Consider the following 17,789-nt stretch of genomic DNA (forward strand, 5'->3'; position numbering starts at 1 on the left):
CAGACCAAGGCTGACGGCTATATGATGTTCGAATGAGTGAAGATTCTGCTGAACTGCCGCCCTCTGAACGTTCGATCGTGCTGGTCGGGCTGATGGGTGCGGGCAAGACCACGGTCGGGCGACGCCTCGCGGCAGCGCTGAATCTGCCATTCGTCGACGCCGATGAGGAAATCGAAAAGGCCGCAGACCGCCCGGTCGCGGAAATCTTCTCGGATTTCGGTGAAACCGCTTTTCGCGATGGTGAACGGCGCGTCATTGCCCGGCTGCTGGAGGAACCGCAGGCGGTGATTGCCCTGGGGGGCGGCGCTTTCGTGAATGACGAGACGCGCCGGCTGGTGCGCGAGAAGGCGATCTCCGTCTGGCTGAAGGCCGATCTGGATACGCTGATGGAACGAGTGTCGCGCCGGGATACGCGGCCGCTCCTGCAGACCGAAGACCCGCGCGCGGTGATGGCTGATCTGATGGCGAAACGCGAAGCGGCCTATTCCGAGGCCAATCTCCAGATCCAGGGCGATACCGGACCGCATGCGACCGCCGTCAATCGCATTCTGGAGGCTCTGGTTGATTACGGCTTCGAGGCGAAGGCCGTAAATGACTGAGACCATTGGCATTGATCTGGGCGGGCGCAGCTATGATGTGATCGTCGGCGAAGGCGCGCTGGAAACAGCGCGGCTCCACCAGGTCTTTCGCCCCGGACGCCGCTTTGCCGTTCTGGTGGATGCGCAAGTGGCGCAGCTTCATGCTGCGAGAATCAGCGCGGCGGTAGAAGGGCTTTCTCTGGCCGGCGAGGCGATTGAAATTCCGGTTGGCGAAAGTGCCAAATCCTTTGCACGGCTTGAATCCGTTCTGGGCCAAATGCTGGATCAGGGGCTGGAGCGCGGTGATGCCATTCTGGCGATTGGCGGGGGTGTGACCGGCGATCTCGCCGGGCTGGCCGCAGCGCTCTACAAACGCGGCATGGATGTCATCCAGATCCCGACAACCCTGCTGGCCATGGCGGATTCATCGGTCGGCGGCAAAACAGCGATCAACATGCCGCAAGGCAAGAATCTGGTTGGTGTGTTTCACCAGCCCAGCCTTGTGATTGCCGATCTCGCTTTTCTGCCGACCCTGCCCGAGCGGCAGATGCGGGCGGGCCTGGCGGAGATCATCAAGGCAGCGCTGATAGGCGATGCCGACTTTTTCGCGCGGCTGGAAAACTCAACCGGCATGGATGATCTTCAAGCGCACCTCACGACCGCCATCGCTTTCAAGGCGAAAATCGTGGCCGCCGACGAGCGCGAAGCCGGACAGCGGGCGCTGCTCAATCTCGGCCATACATTCGGGCATGCGCTGGAAAGCGAGGCCGGAGGCGCGCTTTTGCATGGTGAAGCGGTCGCAGCGGGTCTGGGGCTGGCCTTCGACTATTCGGTGCGGCTGGGCTTTTGTCCGGCAGCGGATGCAAAGCGGGTCCGCGGCCATCTGCAGCGCACAGGCCTGGAAACACGGCTGTCCGCCCTGCCCGGCGCGCCCTTTTCAGCGGAGTCTATGCTGGACCGCATGCGTCATGATAAGAAGAATTCCGGCGGCGCCATCCGCCTTGTCCTTGCGCGCGGCATTGGCAATGCCTTTATCCACGATCAGGCCGATCCGGCCGATCTCCTCAACTTTCTGAAAGACCAGATACAATGACCGAGACATGGATCCTGATTTCGCTTGGCGGAATTGTGCTCCTGCTCCTGATGTCCGCTTTTTTCTCGGGCTCGGAGACGTCCCTCACCGCCGTGTCGCGGGCGCGGATGCTGCAGCTGGAAAAGGAGGGCCAACACGCAGCCCGCCGGGTGACCTTGCTGACCGAAGACCGGGAGCGGCTGATTGGCGGCATTCTGCTGGGCAATAACCTCGTCAATATTCTGGCCTCCGCCATGGCCACAGCGGTCTTTCTGGAGCTCTTTGGCGAGCACGGCGTCGTCTATGCGACGCTGGTGATGACGGCATTGGTGCTGATTTTCGCGGAAGTGCTGCCCAAGACCTATGCCCTGTCCAACCCGGACCGGTTTGCGCAAGCGGTTTCGTTGCCCATCCTGCTCTTCGTGCGCATTTTTGCGCCGATCGTGGGCACAGTTCAGGCGATTGTCCGCTTTGCCTTGCGCATGATGGGCGCGCGCGTGGAAGGCCCGGTCCTGTCCTCGCACGATGAGTTGCGCGGCCATATCGATCTGCACCACCAGGAAGGCGGCGTGGTCAAGGATGACCGCGACATGCTCGGCGGCGTGCTCGATCTGCGCGAGCTGACCGTCGATGATGTCATGGTCCACCGCAAGAATATCACCATGATCGACGCCAAACTGCCGGTCGAGGAGATTGTCGCCGCGGCGCTGAACAGTCCGCATACGCGCCTGCCGCTTTATGAAGACGATGCCGAGAATATCGTCGGCGTTCTGCATGCGCGGGATCTGGCGCGCGCCCTGCTCAATGCGGGTGGGGACGCCACCGCCATCGCCCTCGACAAGGTCATGCGCGAGCCCTGGTTTGTGCCGGAAACAACCGAACTGCTCGATCAGCTCAACGCCTTCCGCGAAAAGCGCGAGCACTTTGCCTTGGTCGTCGATGAGTATGGCGCGCTTATGGGGCTGGTGACGCTGGAGGACATCCTCGAGGAGATTGTCGGCGAGATCGAGGACGAGCACGACATTGTCGTCGATGGTGTGCGCATGGAATCCGAGGGCGTCTGGATGGTCGACGGGCATACGCCCATTCGTGACGTCAACCGCGCTCTGGACTGGGATTTGCCGGATGAGGAAGCGGTCACCATGGCCGGGCTTGTCATTCATGAAAGCCAGACCATTCCAGAACCGGGACAGGTCTTCAGCTTTCATGGCGCGCGTTTCGAGATTATCGAACGCGTGCGTAATCAGATCGTTCTGATGCGGGTCCAGGAATTGCCGGAAGAAGCCTAGCGCTTCAGCTTCTGAAACAGGATTTCGAGCCCGTTGAGGAAAGCGGAGCGGTCGCGCGGGGTATAGGGCCGGCCGCCCCCGCCCTCCATTGCGCCCGCGGAACGCAGATCCGTCATCAGATTTCGCGTTGCCAGAACGGACCCGATATTGTCGGCATCAAAGGCCTTGCCCTTGTGATCAATGGCGAGCCCGCCCGCCTTCAGGCAGCGGTCGGCCAAGGGAATGTCGCTGGTCACGCAGATATCGCCCGGACCGATCCGCTCCGCGATCCAGTCATCCGCCGCGTCCGCGCCTTCCGGCACGATCACCAGCTCCGCCCATTGGCTTTGCGGGCGGCGCAGGCCGCCATCACAGACGAGTTTCACCTCGGTCTCGTGACGCTCGGCGACGCGAATCGCTTCGTCCTTCACCGGACAGGCATCGGCATCAATATAAAGGGTCATGGCGTTTTCTTATTGCGTCCTGCTGAGGATTCAAGCGCCGCACGAATTTCCCCTCGCCCCCTTCAGGGGGAGAGGGTAGGGTGAGGGGGTGCGACATCCGAACCGCGATAGAGCCCGTAAACTCAGGCGCGAGCAGACCGATGCAGAGAGCAAGCTTTGGTACCTTCTGCGCGCCCGCCGGCTGGCCGGATACAAATTCAAACGGCAATTCCCGATTGGCCCGTTTATCGCGGATTTTGCGTGTCTTGAACTGAAACTCATCATCGAAGCAGATGGCGGGCAACATGCCGACCAAATCACGTATGATGAAAAACGTACTGAATGGCTGGAAGCCAACGACTGGCGGGTCGTTCGATTCTGGAACCATGACATACTGACCAATATCGAAGGTGTCTCCGAAACAATTCTCGCAGCTGTCCGGTATCTGGAAAAGAACCCCTCACCCTCGAAACCGGATTCATAATCCGGTTTCTCTTCCCTCTCCCCACAAGCGGGGCGAGGGGTAATCACCGCACCGTCATGCGCAGAGCATGCACCGGGCCGGCGAGTTCCTCGGCCAGGGCCTTGTTGATGGCGCGTTGCCGTTCCACGCGAGACAATCCCGCCAGAGCCGCCGCGGATATCTCGACATGAAAATGGCTCTGCCCGCCGTCCGGCGCACCGGCATGGCCGGCATGAAGGGCGCTCTCATCGGTGACGATGAGCGCCTCCGGAGAGAAGGCTTCCCGCAGTTTTTTTTCGATTGTTTGCTGAACTTCACCCACCAATTACACCTCCGCTTAGTTGCCGCTTAATCCCTGTCGCCCCATACTTAGGCATATGGAAGGCGATTTTAACTACAAGCCGCGCTTTAAAGACATCCGCATCAAGCCGCCAAGCGATCAGGCGGCGCCTGAAGAGCGGGTGTGTGAATGGCCGGGCTGCCGCGCGCATGGTGATTGCCGTGCGCCCAAGGGCACTGCGGATCTGAATGATGTGCACTGGTTCTGCAAGACACATGCGGCGCAGTACAACAAGTCTTGGAATTTCTTCGAGGATATGGACGAGGACGCCGTCGCCGCCTTCAACGCCTCGGCGCATTATGGCCATCGTCCGACCTGGAATTTCCGCTCCAATACCGGCAAGCGCGCGAAAGCGGGCAAGGCATCGAAGGATTTCCGGGACGGCTTCACCGATCCCTACAATCTGTTCGGCAAGCGTCCGGAAAACGATGTGCCGCCCGAAGAGCGCCGCAAACGCTATGGCAAGCTGCAATCCATGGCGCTTGAAACGCTGAATCTGGATGGCAGCGAGAGCAAGAGCGTCATCAAGAAGCGCTATGCGGAGATGGTGAAACGCTTTCACCCGGACGCGAATGGCGGCGACCGGTCTTCCGAAGAACAGCTGGGCCGCGTGATTCACGCCTATCAGATCCTCAAAAATGCGGGAATGGCGTAACACGTTGTGAGCAGGCGTGGTCTTTCCGCGCCCGCCAGCCGCGTGCTAGTCAGACACTCCACATGAAAGCCGTGCTGGATACCGGCGCGATTCACCCGATATATGAGTGCCATGAGCGATAATTTTCCCCTGAATGAACCCGATATCGTCGCCGATTGCGAAGCCCTGTTCGGCTTTGATCCCGGCTTCGAGGTCATGGCCTTTTCGCAAGCTGACGAGCATTCACCGCCCGTCGACCCGGCCTATGTGTTCGATCCGGCCACCACGCGGGCCATCCTCGCGGGCTTTGCGCGCAATCGCCGGGTAATGATCCAGGGCTATCACGGCACCGGCAAATCCACCCATGTGGAACAGGTCGCTGCGCGCCTGAATTGGCCGATGATCCGGATCAATCTCGACAGCCACGTCTCGCGGATCGATATGGTCGGCAAGGACGCCATCGTGTTGCGCGATGGCAAGCAGGTCACCGAATTCCAGGAAGGCATTCTGCCGTGGGCGCTGCAACGTCCTGTCGCTCTGCTCTTTGACGAATATGACGCCGGACGTCCGGATGTGATGTTCGTGATCCAGCGCGTGCTGGAGGCCTCCGGCTCGCTCACCCTGCTGGACCAGACCAAGGTGATCCGCCCGCATCCCTGTTTCCGCCTGTTCTCTACAACCAATACCATTGGCCTTGGCGATACATCCGGGCTGTATCATGGCACCCAACAGATCAATCAGGGCCAGATGGACCGTTGGTCGATCGTGGCCACGCTGAATTATCTGCCGGCAGAAACCGAAGAAAAGATCATCCGTTCGCGCCTGCCGGACATGGCCGCGACCGATGAAGGCAGGAAGACCATCGCCGATATGGTGAAGGTGGCGGATATGAGCCGTGATGCCTTCATGAATGGCGATATCTCCACCGTGATGAGCCCGCGCACCGTGCTCACATGGGCCGAGAATGCGGATATTTTCGGCGATGTCGGCCATGCCTTCCGCCTGACCTTCCTGAACAAATGCGACGAGCTGGAACGCCCGATCGTGTCGGAATTCTATCAGCGGGTCTTTGGCGAGGATCTGCCCGAGGCGCCGCTGAAACCCTCGCCTGCGAAACCCGCCAGCGCGGCGTAAGCCGCGATGTGGTTTCTAACCAAAGCAAATGATGCGGGCGAAACGGTGGTAGATATCGGCTTCTCGGCCGGTGATGAAGACTATTGGGAAACTGAGCTATTCGATGCTGTTTCAACGCACGCAAAATGCCAGAAATGCAGCCAGAGTTTAACAGAATGCCCGTGCGGAGTAGACGGTGGTTTCCGGCATTTGGTTTGTTCAGAGCGAGTTTTTGATGAAATAGTTGAGCCTGCTTGGAAAATTGATCGTCGCCGGAGAGAGTATGATTATCGGAGGCGGTTGAAGCGGCAAGAGCGCTTGAAAACGGCAGGGAAGCCACCTCCGAGATCAGCAATTCTGGAATTGCTGGCGATACAGCAGTCGCGTTGCTATTATTGCGGCATCGGTATCGATCACGGCTATCATCGCGATCACGTGACTCCCCTTTTTGACGGAGGCACCAATGCATTGACAAACACCGTGCTCGCATGTGGCCCATGCAATCGAAAGAAAGGCCGCAAACACATTTCGCATTTATGGAAACACCTGCGGCAAGTTTTGGAGCCGAGCGCCTATGCTGAAATTCAAGTACGAGCCAGAAACATACGGACTCTGCGAAACCGGCTAGCGAAAAGACTGAACGAATGACCGATAATCCCCTCGCCGATGCGTTCAAGCGCGCTCTTGCCATTTCCGCCCGGGCGATTGCCCAGGACAAGGATCTGGAAGTGCGCTTTGGCGGCGAGATTGCGAGCTACGCCAAGGGCAAGATGACCTTGCCCAATCCGGGCGAGGTGGATGCCGGATCGGCCAGGGCGGCGCGCGGGCGGGCCGATGCCATGGCGCTGAAGCTCCTGCATCACAACAAGCAGACCTATGCCGAGACCCTGCCGCCCGGATCACAGGCGCGGGCGATCTTCGAAGCCGCCGAGCAGGCGCGGGTCGAAAGTCTGGGCGCGCGCGAAATGCGCGGCGTCGCGGCCAATCTGGAGGCGGCGCTGGAGGCGAAAGCTGTCCAGAAAGGCTGGAACCGGGTCGAGGACCGTCAGCAAGCGCCCCTGAACGAGGCGGTGGGCCTCATGATCCGCGAGCGCATCACCGGCCGCCCGACGACGAAGCTGGCCGAAGGCCTGATGAATGTCTGGCGCGAGGATCTGGAAACCCGCGCGGGCGAGGCGCTGGATGCGCTGGCGCAAAGCGCGGATGATCAGAAAGCTTTTGCCAGGGCGCTGGAAGAGGTGATCCGCGATCTGGACCTCGCCGATGAGCTGGGCGGCGATCCCGAAGAGTCCGATAGCGACAATGACGAGGATGCCGGCACAGAGCGCGAGCAGCAGACCGGCGAGGACGATGGCGAATCCGAGCCTGACAGCGATCAGGGCGATGATGTCGATGCCGATGGCGATAGCGCAGACGAGGACGAGATCGACTATCAGTCGGATGAAACGCTTGGCGAGCTCGATAGCGATGAAGACGCGGGTGAGGCGGCGCGCGCCGAACGCCCGAATTATGCCCGCTTCGAGGACCGGCCGGCGGAAACCTACCGGATTTTCACCACCAAGTTCGACGAGATCATCCGCGCCGAAGATTTGTGCGACGAGGAAGAGCTGGCCCGCCTGCGCCATTATCTCGACCAGCACATGAAGGGCGTGGAGAATGTCGTTGGACGCCTCGCCAACCGCCTGCAACGCCGCCTGATGGCCCAGCAAACGCGCTCCTGGAGCTTTGATCTGGAGGAAGGTGTGCTGGATCCTGCGCGCCTGACACGCGTTGTTACCGATCCCACCTCGCCCCTCTCCTTCAAGCAGGAGCAGGAAACCGATTTCCGCGACACGATCGTCACCCTGCTGATCGACAATTCCGGCTCCATGCGCGGACGGCCGATCATGACGGCGGCCTCCTGTGCAGACATCCTCGCCCGCACGCTGGAGCGCTGCGGCGTGAAGACCGAAGTGCTCGGCTTTACCACCCGCTCGTGGAAAGGCGGCCGCGCCAAGGAAGCCTGGGTCGAGGCGGGCAAGCCCGTCAATCCCGGCCGCCTCAATGATATCCGCCATATCGTCTATAAAAATGCCGACGAGCCCTGGCGGCGCAGCCGCGTCAATCTCGGCCTGATGATGCGCGAGGGCCTGCTCAAGGAAAACATCGATGGCGAGGCCCTGCTTTGGGCCTGGAAACGCCTTTCCATGCGTCCGGAACAACGCCGCATTCTGATGGTGATCTCCGACGGGGCACCCGTGGATGACGGCACGCAATCGGCCAATCCCGGTGCCTATCTGGAACGGCACTTGCGCGAGATGATCGCGCTGATCGAGAACCGTTCGGATGTGGAATTGCTGGCCATTGGTATCGGCCACGATGTGACGCGCTATTATCGCCGTGCGGTGACCATCACCGATGTCGAGCAATTGGGCGGCGCCATGACCGAGCAGCTGGCCGCCCTGTTCGACAAGGACGGGCCGGGCCTTCGCGGGCCTGCCATAAATGCGTCATCGCCGGGCGGTACACGCGGACTGACCAAGGCCGACTGGGCCGAGCTGGGAGCAAAAGTGTGAGATTTCTGACCGGGTGCGCTGCAACGCTGATCCTCGCCGCCGGCCTTGCGGCCTGTTCCAATGATCCGGGTGCGGGGCCGATCCGGGTCGAAACGGCCAGCGTCCCGCTCTACCCCGACGCGCCCGAGCGGCTGGATATCGGCGTGCTCGAATATCGCGGCGGGCTGGTGCTCTCATCTTCCGACGGACGCTTCGGCGGGTTGTCCGGCATGGAGATTGAAGGCGACCGGATGCTGGCGATTTCCGATTCCGCCTACTGGCTGACGACACATCTGGAATTTGACGCAGCGGGCCAGCTGACCGGTCTGTCCAATGTGTTTTATGCCCCGATGCTGGATGCCGCGGGCCAGCCACTGGTCGACCGGGCCGCCGATGCCGAGGGCCTCGCTGCGCTTGGCAATGGCGCCTATGCCGTCAGCTTCGAACGCGAACACCGGATCGCGCGTTATGACATTGCGCCGGACTGGTCCGGTGTGGCCATTGCCACGCCCACCCCGATCACGCCGCCGCCGGGCACGGACCGCCTGCGCGATAATGGCGGGATTGAAGGCCTGGCATCTGCCGAATACGGCCTCTGGGCGGGCGTCGAATACCCCATCATTGATGGCCGGCCGCATACGCTTTGGGTGATGCCTGATGATGGCGAAGCTACCGGCCTGCCCTATCCGGCGGAATCCGGATTTGGCGTTACCGGTCTGGACCGTGCGCCCGATGGCGAGATTTATCTCCTGGAGCGCATCTATATCAGCGGTGTTGGCAATACGATCCGCATCATGCGTTTTGACGAATTTGGTCTGGAGACCGAAGAGCAGCGCAACAATATCGATACGCTCGCCATCCTGACCCCGGACATGACGGCTGATAATTTCGAGGGCATTGCCCTCGGCGAAGTGAATGGCGAGGCGCGCCTCTTCATCCTCTCGGACGACAATTACAATGGCAGCCAGCGGACGCTGCTTCTGAGTTTTGGGTTTTCCGGGCAGGCCGATTGACAGCCCTCCTTCGAGGCTCGCTATCGCGAGCTCCTCAGGATGAGGTATAGATGTTCAATAACATCGTCATCGTCCGGCTTGACCGGACGATCTCGTCATAGAGGCCCTCCGATCCCCCGCCTTCGCGAGGGCAGGCAAGTCGGAGGGTGACGTGTAAATACTCACCTCATGCTGAGGTGCTTTCCGTCAGGAAAGCCTCGAAGCACGCAATTACTCCGCCTGCCAGATGATCTCGCCATCAAGCACGGTCATCACCGGTTCCACCGTCAGAATGTCTTCCTCGGGAATGGTCATGATGTCGTCCGAAAACACCGTGAAATCCGCGCGCAGGCCTTCCACGATACGGCCCAGCTCATCCTCCCGGAATGACGCATAGGCCGGCCAGGCGGTGAACATGCGCAGGGCTTCGTCCCGCGTCACGGCCTGATCCGGACGCCAGTCTTCATTCTGGGTGCCATCCAGCGCGCGGCGGGCAACAGCAGCATAGAATTCAATGCGCGGATCGCCGCGCTCGACCGGGGCATCCGACCCGCCGGCGATGACGACGCCGGAATCGATGAAGGACCGCCACGCATAGGCGCCGTCCAGCCGGTCCGGCCCCAGCCGGTCAGGGGCGAAAAACAGGTCGCCAATGGCGTGGCTGGGCTGCATGGACGGGATCACGCCCAGCTCGGCAAAGCGCGGAATGTCCGACGGATCAACGATCTGGGTGTGTTCGTCGCGCCAGCGGGCCTCCACGATGGCGCGCTGATCTTCCGGGACGACCGCCTGGGCTTCCTCAATCCAGTCGAGCAGAAGCTGATTGCCCCGGTCCCCGATGGCGTGAATGTTCAGCTGGATGCCTTCCTGCAGCGCTGTGACCATGCCGGAAAGCGTCTCGTCTTCACGGCTGAGCATCAGACCGGAATTGCCCGCATCATCGCTATAGGGTGCCAGTAGTGCCGCCCCGCGCGAGCCGAGCGCACCATCCATGTAAAGCTTGATCGCGCGCGCAATCACCCGGCGGTTCTCGCTGATGACATATCCATCGCGCACCAGCGGACCGAAGGCGTCCGGATTGGCAGAGATATAGACGCGCACCGGCAAGTCTTCCGACATCGCCTCGATCATGGCCACATCGGCCCAGGGTACGGACATGTCGTGTGCCCCGGTCCAGCCATAGCGGGCGGCCGACCAGGCGCCTTCCATATAGACATTGGCGCGGTCTTCGCCCTCAAAATTGCTGCCCAGCGCGCCAACCGGGCCCATGGCGGCATCAATCAGCATGCCGGTGGGTTCACCATCTTCATCGCGCAGAATATCGCCGCCTTCCGGTGCGACACTCTCGGCCGTGATACCCGCCATTTCCAGCGCCAGCGAGTTGGCGACCAGCGCATGGCCGTCAGCCCGGCGTAGAAAAACCGCTATGCCTGGCGCGACCTCATCCAGATCCTGGCGGTTCGGAAAACGCTCTTCAGGCCAATGCGTTTCAATCCAGCCTCGGCCTTCCAGCACGGTTCCTTCCGGCAACCCTTCGGCAGCCTCCGCCACCCGTGCCTGCAGGTCGGCGATGGAGGATGTGCCTTCCAGATTGAGCAAACGCTCGCGCGCGCCCAGCCCCATGACATGCACATGGGCATCCGTGAAGCCGGGATACATGGCCGCGCCGTCCAGATCGACCCGTTGAGTGTCCTCCCCCATCAAACCGTCGGGCAAACCCGCCTCATCGCCGGCATAGACGATCAGGCCGTCGCGCACGGCCACGGTCTCGACCATCGCCTGCGCATCATCAGCCGTATAGATCGGCCCGCCGGAATAGATGCTGTCGGCGGCCTCTGCCGCCATGGTTTCAGGCGGAACCGTTCCTTCCCCGGAACAGGCGGCCAGAATGAGTGTGGATGCCAGAATCGCTAAACGCATTGTCTTCCCCTCGATGTGTGGAGAGACCCTAGCCTGCAGACCGGATAAGCGAAACTGCTTCCTGCGTGGAAATGACGGTCGCAAATTCTCCGTCAATGCTGGCGAGGTGAACGCGGTGAACGGTTTCGGCATCCATGACATGGCCATTGGCATCGCGAATCGGGAAGGCAGCGGTGGCATCGCTCACCAGAAACGTCTCGAAACCCAGATTGCCGGCCATGCGGACTGTGGTGGAGACGCAGTGCTGGGTCGTCAGGCCGAAAATGATCAGGCGATTTGCGCCCATTTCCTTGAGGCGCGTTTCAAGGCCGGTGCCGATAAAGGCGGAGTTCACCGATTTGCCAATCACGGGCTCGCCGTCCAATGGCCGGGCTTCCGGTTTGAATTCATTCCCGGCCTGTCCGGGCCGCAGCAGGCTGTCCGGATTCGTGGAATTGTGTTTGACATGGATAAGCGACTGGCCTGCCGCGCGCGCCGCAGCCAGAAGCGTGGCGACATTGCGCTCGAAGTCCGGTGTGGAGCGATCACCGCCCCAATACGGCCATTCATCGAGGCCCTGCTGAATATCAACCGGCATGATGACCAGCATGGATTCTTCCCCAAACGAAAAACGCCCGCGGCCGAAGCTGCGGGCGCTCAACTCTTGCCGGGTCCGGAGACCTAGGCCGCAGCCACTTTCTTTTTCAGGGCGCGTTTGATCTTCATGACCTTGTCGGACAGGTTTTCGTCCTTGGCCTTCAACAGATAGGCATCCAGACCGCCGACATGGTCGACGCTGCGAAGCGTCTTGGCCGCAATGCGAACCTTGTAGGACTGACCCAGTGCTTCAGAGGCCAGGGTCACATCACAGAGATTCGGCAGAAACCGGCGGCGGGTTCTGTTCTTCGCGTGGGAGACATTGTTTCCAACAGCGGGACCAACACCAGAAAGTTCGCAACGGCGTGACATGGCCTATACCTTCATTCAAAAAATTCGTTTCACGCCAAACGTAACCGTGCGGCGAGGAGCCGCGGGACTTACCCAAGGCGGATGCATTCGTCAAGCACTGCGGGGCGGCTTAAGCATTCATCTTGCAGCCATGTGGAATGCGCGATACGGGTTTCATTCGATTTCAGCGGGCGGGATGTGTTTTTTGGAGTAATGCCTATGCGTCTTTCTATCCTGGCGGCAACATCCTTCGCCCTTGCCATGTCAACTGTATCCCACGCCCGTGATGCGGTGGATGCACCGGCCCCGGCGCCGATGAACCTCAATATCGTCTATTCGGGCTCGGTCATCGTCTTCCGCGTTGCGAATATCCAGCTGAGCGGTGAAATCGGCGATGAGACCTATGGTGCCACAGCGCGGTTCACGACGGCGGGTCTCGCCGCCCTGTTTTCCGATGCCGATATCGAAGCCGGGATTTCGGGCTATTCCGACGGGGCCTTGCGGCCGTGGCGGTATGAACATCTGAACCATTCCAGCGGATCGGGACGGGTTGTCGGCATTGATTTTCCGGACGGGATGGCCGTGCCGGACGTGGTCCCGCCTTTTGGATCCATGGGTGAGCCCCCGGCCAATGAAAGCCAGCGCGACGGTGCCATAGATCCGGTCAGCGCACTACTGCGCCTTGGGCTGCGGCAGTCATCCGAACCGGGTGAGATATGCTCGGGCCGGATCCCGGTGTTTGACGGCAAGGCACGCTATGACTTGCGGCTGGAAGTGGCAGGCTCGAACGACATTCGCACCCGCGCCTGGCGGGGCAATGCCGTGCGGTGCCATGCCTTTTACGAGCCCATTGCCGGCTATGATCCCGAGGACATGCCATCCGAATCGGATATTGCAGAGCCGGTGGTGCTGTGGCTGGCCCCCTTCAATGACGAGCAGATTTACCTGCCCGTACGCATCCGCACGAATTCCGGTTTCGGTGCGATCACGATCGAAGCCCGGTCAATTTCCGTGGAGCCGGTCGCCGAATAGGCCAAACCCCTCTATATGGCGGGCATGACTGCCTATGCGCCCCTCACCGCCATTCTCGGCCCGACGAATACCGGCAAGACCCACCTAGCCGTAGAACGCATGCTGGCACGCCGGTCCGGAATGATCGGCTTGCCGCTGCGCCTCCTCGCCCGGGAAATCTATGACCGTGTGGTGAAGGAGAAGGGCTATCGCGCGACGGCGCTGGTCACGGGCGAAGAAAAAATCGTACCGCCCACAGCGCGTTATTTCATTTGCACCGTTGAAGCCATGCCTTTGAGCTTCGAGGCCGCCTTTGTCGCGATTGACGAAATCCAGCTGGCGGCCGATCCAGAACGCGGGCATGTCTTTACCGACCGCATCCTGCATTCACGCGGGACCGAAGAGACCATGCTGCTGGGCGCGGAATCCATGCGCCCGATCATCCAGCATCTGGTGCCTGACGCCGATATTGTTACCCGCGAACGGTTTTCGACCCTGAGCTATGCCGGACCGACCAAGCTGGCCCGCCTGCCGCGGCGCTCGGCCATCGTCGCTTTTTCTTCGGAGAGCGTTTACGCGATTGCCGAGCTGATCCGCCGGCAACGCGGTGGGGCGGCCGTGGTGATGGGTGCGCTCAGCCCGCGCACCCGCAACTCGCAGGTCGACCTCTATCAATCCGGTGAGGTGGACTATCTCATCGCCACGGATGCGGTCGGCATGGGCCTCAACATGAATGTCGATCATGTTGCCTTCGCCGAGCGGGAAAAGTTTGACGGCCGCCGGCGGCGCCGTCTCTTCGCCAACGAAATGGGTCAGATTGCCGGCCGGGCGGGCCGCTTCCGGCAGGACGGGACATTTGGCGAGACCGGTCAGTCCAAACCGTTTGAACACGAACTGATCGGGGCGATAGAAAATCACACCTTTCCGCATCTCGATCAGATCCAGTGGCGCAATAGTGATCTGGATCTGCGCTCCATCGACCAGCTGCAACGCAGCCTGTCGCGGCCATCCCGCAATCCGCTTCTGAGGCGCACGCGCGAAACGATTGATGAATTGTCGCTGGATTTGCTGGCAAAAGATGAAGCGGTACGGGATCTCGGCCGCACACCGCAAGGCACGGAACTGATCTGGGATATCTGCCGGATTCCCGACTTCCGCAAAGTCTCGCTGGATGCTCATGTGCGGCTGATCAGTCAGATCCTGACGCATTTGCGCGGGCCGCATGGCCGGTTGCCAACCGACTTCATGGCGGCCCAGTTTGACCGGCTCGACAAGATGGGCGGCGATGTGCATGTGCTTTCGCAACGCCTCGCTCAGGTCCGGACCTGGGCCTATGTCGCGCATCGCGGTGATTGGGCGCAGGACGCCGATTTCTGGCGCGAGCGGGCGCGGGAGGTCGAGGACCGGCTCTCCGATGCCTTGCATGAAAATCTGACCCAGCGCTTTGTGGACCGGCGTACAGCGGCGCTGGTCAAGGGGCTGCGCGCCGACAAGGCGCTCGAGACCGACCTTGCCGCGGATGGCGCGGTGAGGGTCGAAGGCCATGCGGTCGGCCATCTGGAAGGCCTGGTTTTCAAGGCCGATGTCGAGGGCGCGGCGCTGGAAGCGCGCGCTCTGCGCCAGGCGGCCGAAAAGGCCCTTCGGCCCGAGGTCAATCGCCGCCTGGGCGCACTCGCCAAGGCCGCGCTGACAGATCTGACGCTAGACGTTGAGGGCCGGATAATCTGGCAGGACTGGACCATCGCGCAACTGGTCGCCGGCTCAACGCCGGACCGCCCCGGCATCGCCCTGATGGGCGGTGAGCTGGGGGCCTCCGAGGCGCGGCTTCGGGCGCAGGAGAATGTTGAACGCCGGATCCAGCAACACATCGCCGCCCAGATGGCCCCTCTTCTGCGGGTGACATCAGACAATTCTTCCGTCGCCCTGACCGGTCTGGCACGGGGGCTGGCTTTCCGGCTGGCCGAAAGTGGCGGTGCCATGGCCCGGCGCGAGGTGGAAGATGACGTCCGCTTGTTGTCCCAGGCGGAACGCCGCGCGATGCGGAAGCTCGGAATCCGTATTGGCGAATTCTCGGTTTTCATTCCCGCGCTGATCAAACCGAAGACAGCTGCGCTGTCGGCGCTTTTGCGCGCGGTTCATGCCGGAAATATGCAGCGCATGTTTTTGCCAGCACCGGGGTTGATGAGCATCGCCGCCGACGAGTCCCGGTCCCGGGCAGACTATGCAGCGGCCGGATTTCAGCGATGTGGGCCCCGCGCCATCCGGATTGATATGCTGGAACGCCTCGCGGATGCGGTGCGCGATGCACGCGAAACGGGCAAGGCGCGGGACTTCGAATTGTCGCCGGCGATGACCTCCTTGCTGGGGTGTTCGGTGCAGGATTTGCGCGGTGTATTGGCCAGTCTCGGCTTCCGCCGCGTGAAGAAAGGCCCCGACCCCGAAAAGGCGCAAGGCGAGCGTTGGGCCCGGCGGCGCATGCGCAAGGCTCCGATCAAGGTTGCTGCGGCGCCGGTTGCCGATACGCCTTTTGCCGCGCTTGCGACGCTGAAGGCAGACTTCGCCTCCCGACGCCCGAAAAAGCAGCCGAAACGACGGGTGCGCAAATGAGCGAGGCGTCGGTTCGCATCGACATCTGGCTCTGGCGCGCGCGCTTCATGAAAACAAGGGCACTCGCCGCGGCCTATGTCGGCAAAGGCCGCGTCCGTGTGGGTGACGGACCGCAAACGCGGCGAATCGAGAAACCTTCCGCAGCCATTCGCCCCGGTGACACATTGACCTTCCCCTTGCGAAGCCGGATTGTAAGCCTGAAGGTCATGGCTCTGGGTGAGCGGCGCGGGCCTGCGGACGAAGCCCGCGCTTTATATCAACTCGTCGACGAAGAGGACGCGCCAGATGTTTGACGCCATCAAGAAGATGATGACCGGTGGGGAGAAGGCCGAGGCGCGCTCGGAAATGGATCCGCAGGTCGCCGCCGCGGCGCTGCTGGTCGAAGCCGCGCTATCTGATGGCATTTATGCCGATGTCGAGGCCCGGCAGATCCGGAATATTCTGATCGCCGCCTTCAATCTGGATGATGATGCGGCCACCGCCATGCAGACCAAAGCCGAGGAATTGGCCGAGAATGCCGCCGACCACCATCAATTTACCAAGGTGGTGAAGGCCTGCCTGCCGGCACCGGAACGCATTGCTCTGGTTGAGCACCTCTGGAGCGTGGCTCTGGCGGACGGCGAAAAATCTCCGTTCGAGGATTCCTTTATCCGCCGTGTAGCGCCCCTGCTCGCCGTCAGCGATCGCGAACGGGTACTTGCCCGGTCTCGTGCAGAGGCCGCAGCCCGGAAAAGTTGACATTTTAGCTGCTTCGGCACATGTCGCGTATGGCCAATTACGAAGAGATCGGGACCCCAATTCGATGACTTACATTGTCACCGACGCGTGCGTGCGCTGTAAATTCACCGACTGCGTAGAGGTGTGTCCGGTCGATTGCTTCTATGAGGGCGAAAATTTCCTCGTCATCCATCCCGACGAGTGCATTGATTGCGGCGTTTGCGAGCCGGAATGCCCGGTCGAAGCCATCAAGCCGGACACGGAAGATGATCCCGATGGCAAGTGGCTGGCAATCAATTCCAAGTACGCCGAGATCTGGCCGGTCATCTCTCTCAAGATCGACCCGCCCCCTGACGCCGAGAAATTCGAGACCGAAACCGGCAAGTTCGAAAAATACTTTTCGGAAAAGCCCGGCAAGGGTACGTAAACTATTCGTCCGGCAACGAATTGTTTTTAACCAAAAATTATGATATACCCTGCGGGCGTTGGGCGGCGTGTAACGCACGCCTTTTTTCCGGGGGAGAAGGTTTCACACCCTTTTGAGGGCCACTTTGTTTTTGAAAAGAGGTCTTCAGAGGCGGCGGAATTGTGTGCCTTTTCCCTTGTCCAGATGAGAGCATCCATGAGCAATAAGACGGCTAATGACAACCGGTCCTTCAAAAAGGGCGACTTTATTGTGTATCCGGCGCATGGCGTCGGCCGCGTCGTAGGCGTGGAAAAAGATGCGGTCGCGGGCTTCGAAATCGAAGTCTATGTCGTGTCTTTCGAACAGGACAAAATGGTCCTGAGGGTTCCAACCGCAAAAGCCGATACGTCCGGCATGCGCCAATTGTCCTCCGACAAGATCGTCAAGGACGCGATGAAAACCCTCAAAGGCAAAGCCAAGGTGAAGCGGACCATGTGGAGCCGTCGCGCACAGGAATATGAAGCGAAAATCAATTCAGGCGATCTGATTTCCATCGCCGAGGTCGTTCGCGATCTGCACCGCGCGGAAGACCAACCCGAGCAATCCTATTCCGAGCGCCAGCTCTATGAATCGGCGATTGACCGGATGGTACGCGAAGTGGCGGCCGTGGAGAGCATCGAGCATGATGCGGCACGCGACATGCTATCGAAAACGCTTCTGAAGAAAGCGGCCTGATCGGCTCTTTTTCGAAGACGTTTGAGAGT

The 17,789-nt window shown here is 60.9% G+C and carries 20 protein-coding genes; 15 read left to right on the plus strand and 5 right to left on the minus strand.

What is annotated here, in order from left to right:
• Positions 1-32 precede the first annotated feature (32 nt).
• From P0D52_RS10805 to P0D52_RS10815, 3 genes are read left to right on the plus strand one after another with little or no spacing between them, the layout of a single operon-like run.
• A complete protein-coding gene (locus P0D52_RS10805) occupies positions 33-599 on the plus strand; it encodes a shikimate kinase (RefSeq protein ID WP_394692664.1) in 567 nt (188 codons plus the stop codon).
• Complete coding sequence (aroB, locus tag P0D52_RS10810) at positions 592-1,671, plus strand: 3-dehydroquinate synthase (protein WP_394692665.1); 1,080 nt, start codon at positions 592-594, stop codon at positions 1,669-1,671. The genes P0D52_RS10805 and aroB overlap by 8 nt, the downstream gene beginning before the upstream one ends.
• Positions 1,668-2,939 (plus strand): HlyC/CorC family transporter, encoded by a 1,272-nt coding sequence (locus P0D52_RS10815; RefSeq protein WP_394692666.1) that lies wholly within the window; start codon positions 1,668-1,670, stop codon positions 2,937-2,939. Before aroB ends, P0D52_RS10815 begins: the two co-directional genes overlap by 4 nt.
• Here P0D52_RS10815 and P0D52_RS10820 read toward each other — a convergent pair.
• Complete coding sequence (locus P0D52_RS10820; RefSeq protein WP_394692667.1) at positions 2,936-3,382, minus strand: YaiI/YqxD family protein; 447 nt, start codon at positions 3,380-3,382, stop codon at positions 2,936-2,938. The two genes, P0D52_RS10815 and P0D52_RS10820, sit on opposite strands and share 4 nt — an antisense overlap.
• Positions 3,383-3,470: 88 nt before the next feature.
• On the opposite strand from P0D52_RS10820, the gene P0D52_RS10825 reads away from it, so the two are divergent.
• The gene (locus P0D52_RS10825; RefSeq protein ID WP_394692668.1) at positions 3,471-3,845 is read left to right on the plus strand and encodes an endonuclease domain-containing protein; all 375 of its coding nucleotides are present in this window, start codon (positions 3,471-3,473) and stop codon (positions 3,843-3,845) included.
• A 43-nt stretch (positions 3,846-3,888) separates the two neighbouring features.
• Here the strand turns inward: P0D52_RS10825 and P0D52_RS10830 are convergent, their stop codons facing one another.
• A complete protein-coding gene (locus P0D52_RS10830; protein WP_394692669.1) occupies positions 3,889-4,146 on the minus strand; it encodes a BolA family protein in 258 nt (85 codons plus the stop codon).
• A gap of 55 nt (positions 4,147-4,201) precedes the next feature.
• On the opposite strand from P0D52_RS10830, the gene P0D52_RS10835 reads away from it, so the two are divergent.
• The 5 genes from P0D52_RS10835 to P0D52_RS10855 all read left to right on the plus strand — a co-directional run bounded on the left by P0D52_RS10835 (position 4,202) and on the right by P0D52_RS10855 (position 9,458).
• A complete protein-coding gene (locus tag P0D52_RS10835) occupies positions 4,202-4,819 on the plus strand; it encodes a J domain-containing protein (RefSeq protein ID WP_394692670.1) in 618 nt (205 codons plus the stop codon).
• Positions 4,820-4,930: 111 nt separating this feature from the next.
• Complete coding sequence (cobS, locus tag P0D52_RS10840; RefSeq protein ID WP_394692671.1) at positions 4,931-5,932, plus strand: cobaltochelatase subunit CobS; 1,002 nt, start codon at positions 4,931-4,933, stop codon at positions 5,930-5,932.
• Positions 5,933-5,938: 6 nt separating this feature from the next.
• Complete coding sequence (locus P0D52_RS10845) at positions 5,939-6,559, plus strand: HNH endonuclease (protein WP_394692672.1); 621 nt, start codon at positions 5,939-5,941, stop codon at positions 6,557-6,559.
• The gene (cobT, locus tag P0D52_RS10850) at positions 6,556-8,466 is read left to right on the plus strand and encodes a cobaltochelatase subunit CobT (RefSeq protein WP_394692673.1); all 1,911 of its coding nucleotides are present in this window, start codon (positions 6,556-6,558) and stop codon (positions 8,464-8,466) included. Before P0D52_RS10845 ends, cobT begins: the two co-directional genes overlap by 4 nt.
• Positions 8,463-9,458, plus strand: coding sequence for an esterase-like activity of phytase family protein (locus P0D52_RS10855; RefSeq protein WP_394692674.1), 996 nt, complete (start codon positions 8,463-8,465; stop codon positions 9,456-9,458). The genes cobT and P0D52_RS10855 overlap by 4 nt, the downstream gene beginning before the upstream one ends.
• Before the next feature lie 210 nt (positions 9,459-9,668).
• Here the strand turns inward: P0D52_RS10855 and P0D52_RS10860 are convergent, their stop codons facing one another.
• The 3 genes from P0D52_RS10860 to rpmB all read right to left on the minus strand — a co-directional run bounded on the left by P0D52_RS10860 (position 9,669) and on the right by rpmB (position 12,305).
• Entirely contained in the window at positions 9,669-11,357 is a 1,689-nt protein-coding gene (locus P0D52_RS10860; RefSeq protein WP_394692675.1) for an amidohydrolase, read from the minus strand.
• A gap of 28 nt (positions 11,358-11,385) precedes the next feature.
• Positions 11,386-11,946, minus strand: a complete 561-nt coding sequence (locus P0D52_RS10865) for a cysteine hydrolase family protein (protein WP_394692676.1) — start codon at positions 11,944-11,946, stop codon at positions 11,386-11,388.
• 71 nt (positions 11,947-12,017) lie between these two features.
• Positions 12,018-12,305, minus strand: a complete 288-nt coding sequence (gene rpmB, locus P0D52_RS10870) for a 50S ribosomal protein L28 (RefSeq protein WP_394692677.1) — start codon at positions 12,303-12,305, stop codon at positions 12,018-12,020.
• 198 nt (positions 12,306-12,503) lie between these two features.
• Here rpmB and P0D52_RS10875 point away from each other — a divergent pair, with 198 nt between their 5' ends.
• The 6 genes from P0D52_RS10875 to P0D52_RS10900 all read left to right on the plus strand — a co-directional run bounded on the left by P0D52_RS10875 (position 12,504) and on the right by P0D52_RS10900 (position 17,760).
• Complete coding sequence (locus P0D52_RS10875; protein ID WP_394692678.1) at positions 12,504-13,316, plus strand: DUF3108 domain-containing protein; 813 nt, start codon at positions 12,504-12,506, stop codon at positions 13,314-13,316.
• Between the two features lie 15 nt (positions 13,317-13,331).
• Complete coding sequence (locus P0D52_RS10880) at positions 13,332-15,902, plus strand: helicase-related protein (RefSeq protein WP_394692679.1); 2,571 nt, start codon at positions 13,332-13,334, stop codon at positions 15,900-15,902.
• Complete coding sequence (locus tag P0D52_RS10885; protein WP_394692680.1) at positions 15,899-16,195, plus strand: RNA-binding S4 domain-containing protein; 297 nt, start codon at positions 15,899-15,901, stop codon at positions 16,193-16,195. Before P0D52_RS10880 ends, P0D52_RS10885 begins: the two co-directional genes overlap by 4 nt.
• A complete protein-coding gene (locus P0D52_RS10890; protein ID WP_394692681.1) occupies positions 16,188-16,640 on the plus strand; it encodes a TerB family tellurite resistance protein in 453 nt (150 codons plus the stop codon). The genes P0D52_RS10885 and P0D52_RS10890 overlap by 8 nt, the downstream gene beginning before the upstream one ends.
• Before the next feature lie 64 nt (positions 16,641-16,704).
• Positions 16,705-17,046, plus strand: coding sequence for a ferredoxin FdxA (gene fdxA / locus P0D52_RS10895; RefSeq protein ID WP_394692682.1), 342 nt, complete (start codon positions 16,705-16,707; stop codon positions 17,044-17,046).
• A gap of 195 nt (positions 17,047-17,241) precedes the next feature.
• The gene (locus tag P0D52_RS10900) at positions 17,242-17,760 is read left to right on the plus strand and encodes a CarD family transcriptional regulator (RefSeq protein WP_394692683.1); all 519 of its coding nucleotides are present in this window, start codon (positions 17,242-17,244) and stop codon (positions 17,758-17,760) included.
• The last annotated feature ends 29 nt before the right edge of the window (positions 17,761-17,789 follow it).

This window comes from Hyphobacterium sp. (genome assembly GCF_043584775.1).
In the GTDB taxonomy this organism is placed as follows: Bacteria; Pseudomonadota; Alphaproteobacteria; order Caulobacterales; family Maricaulaceae; genus Hyphobacterium.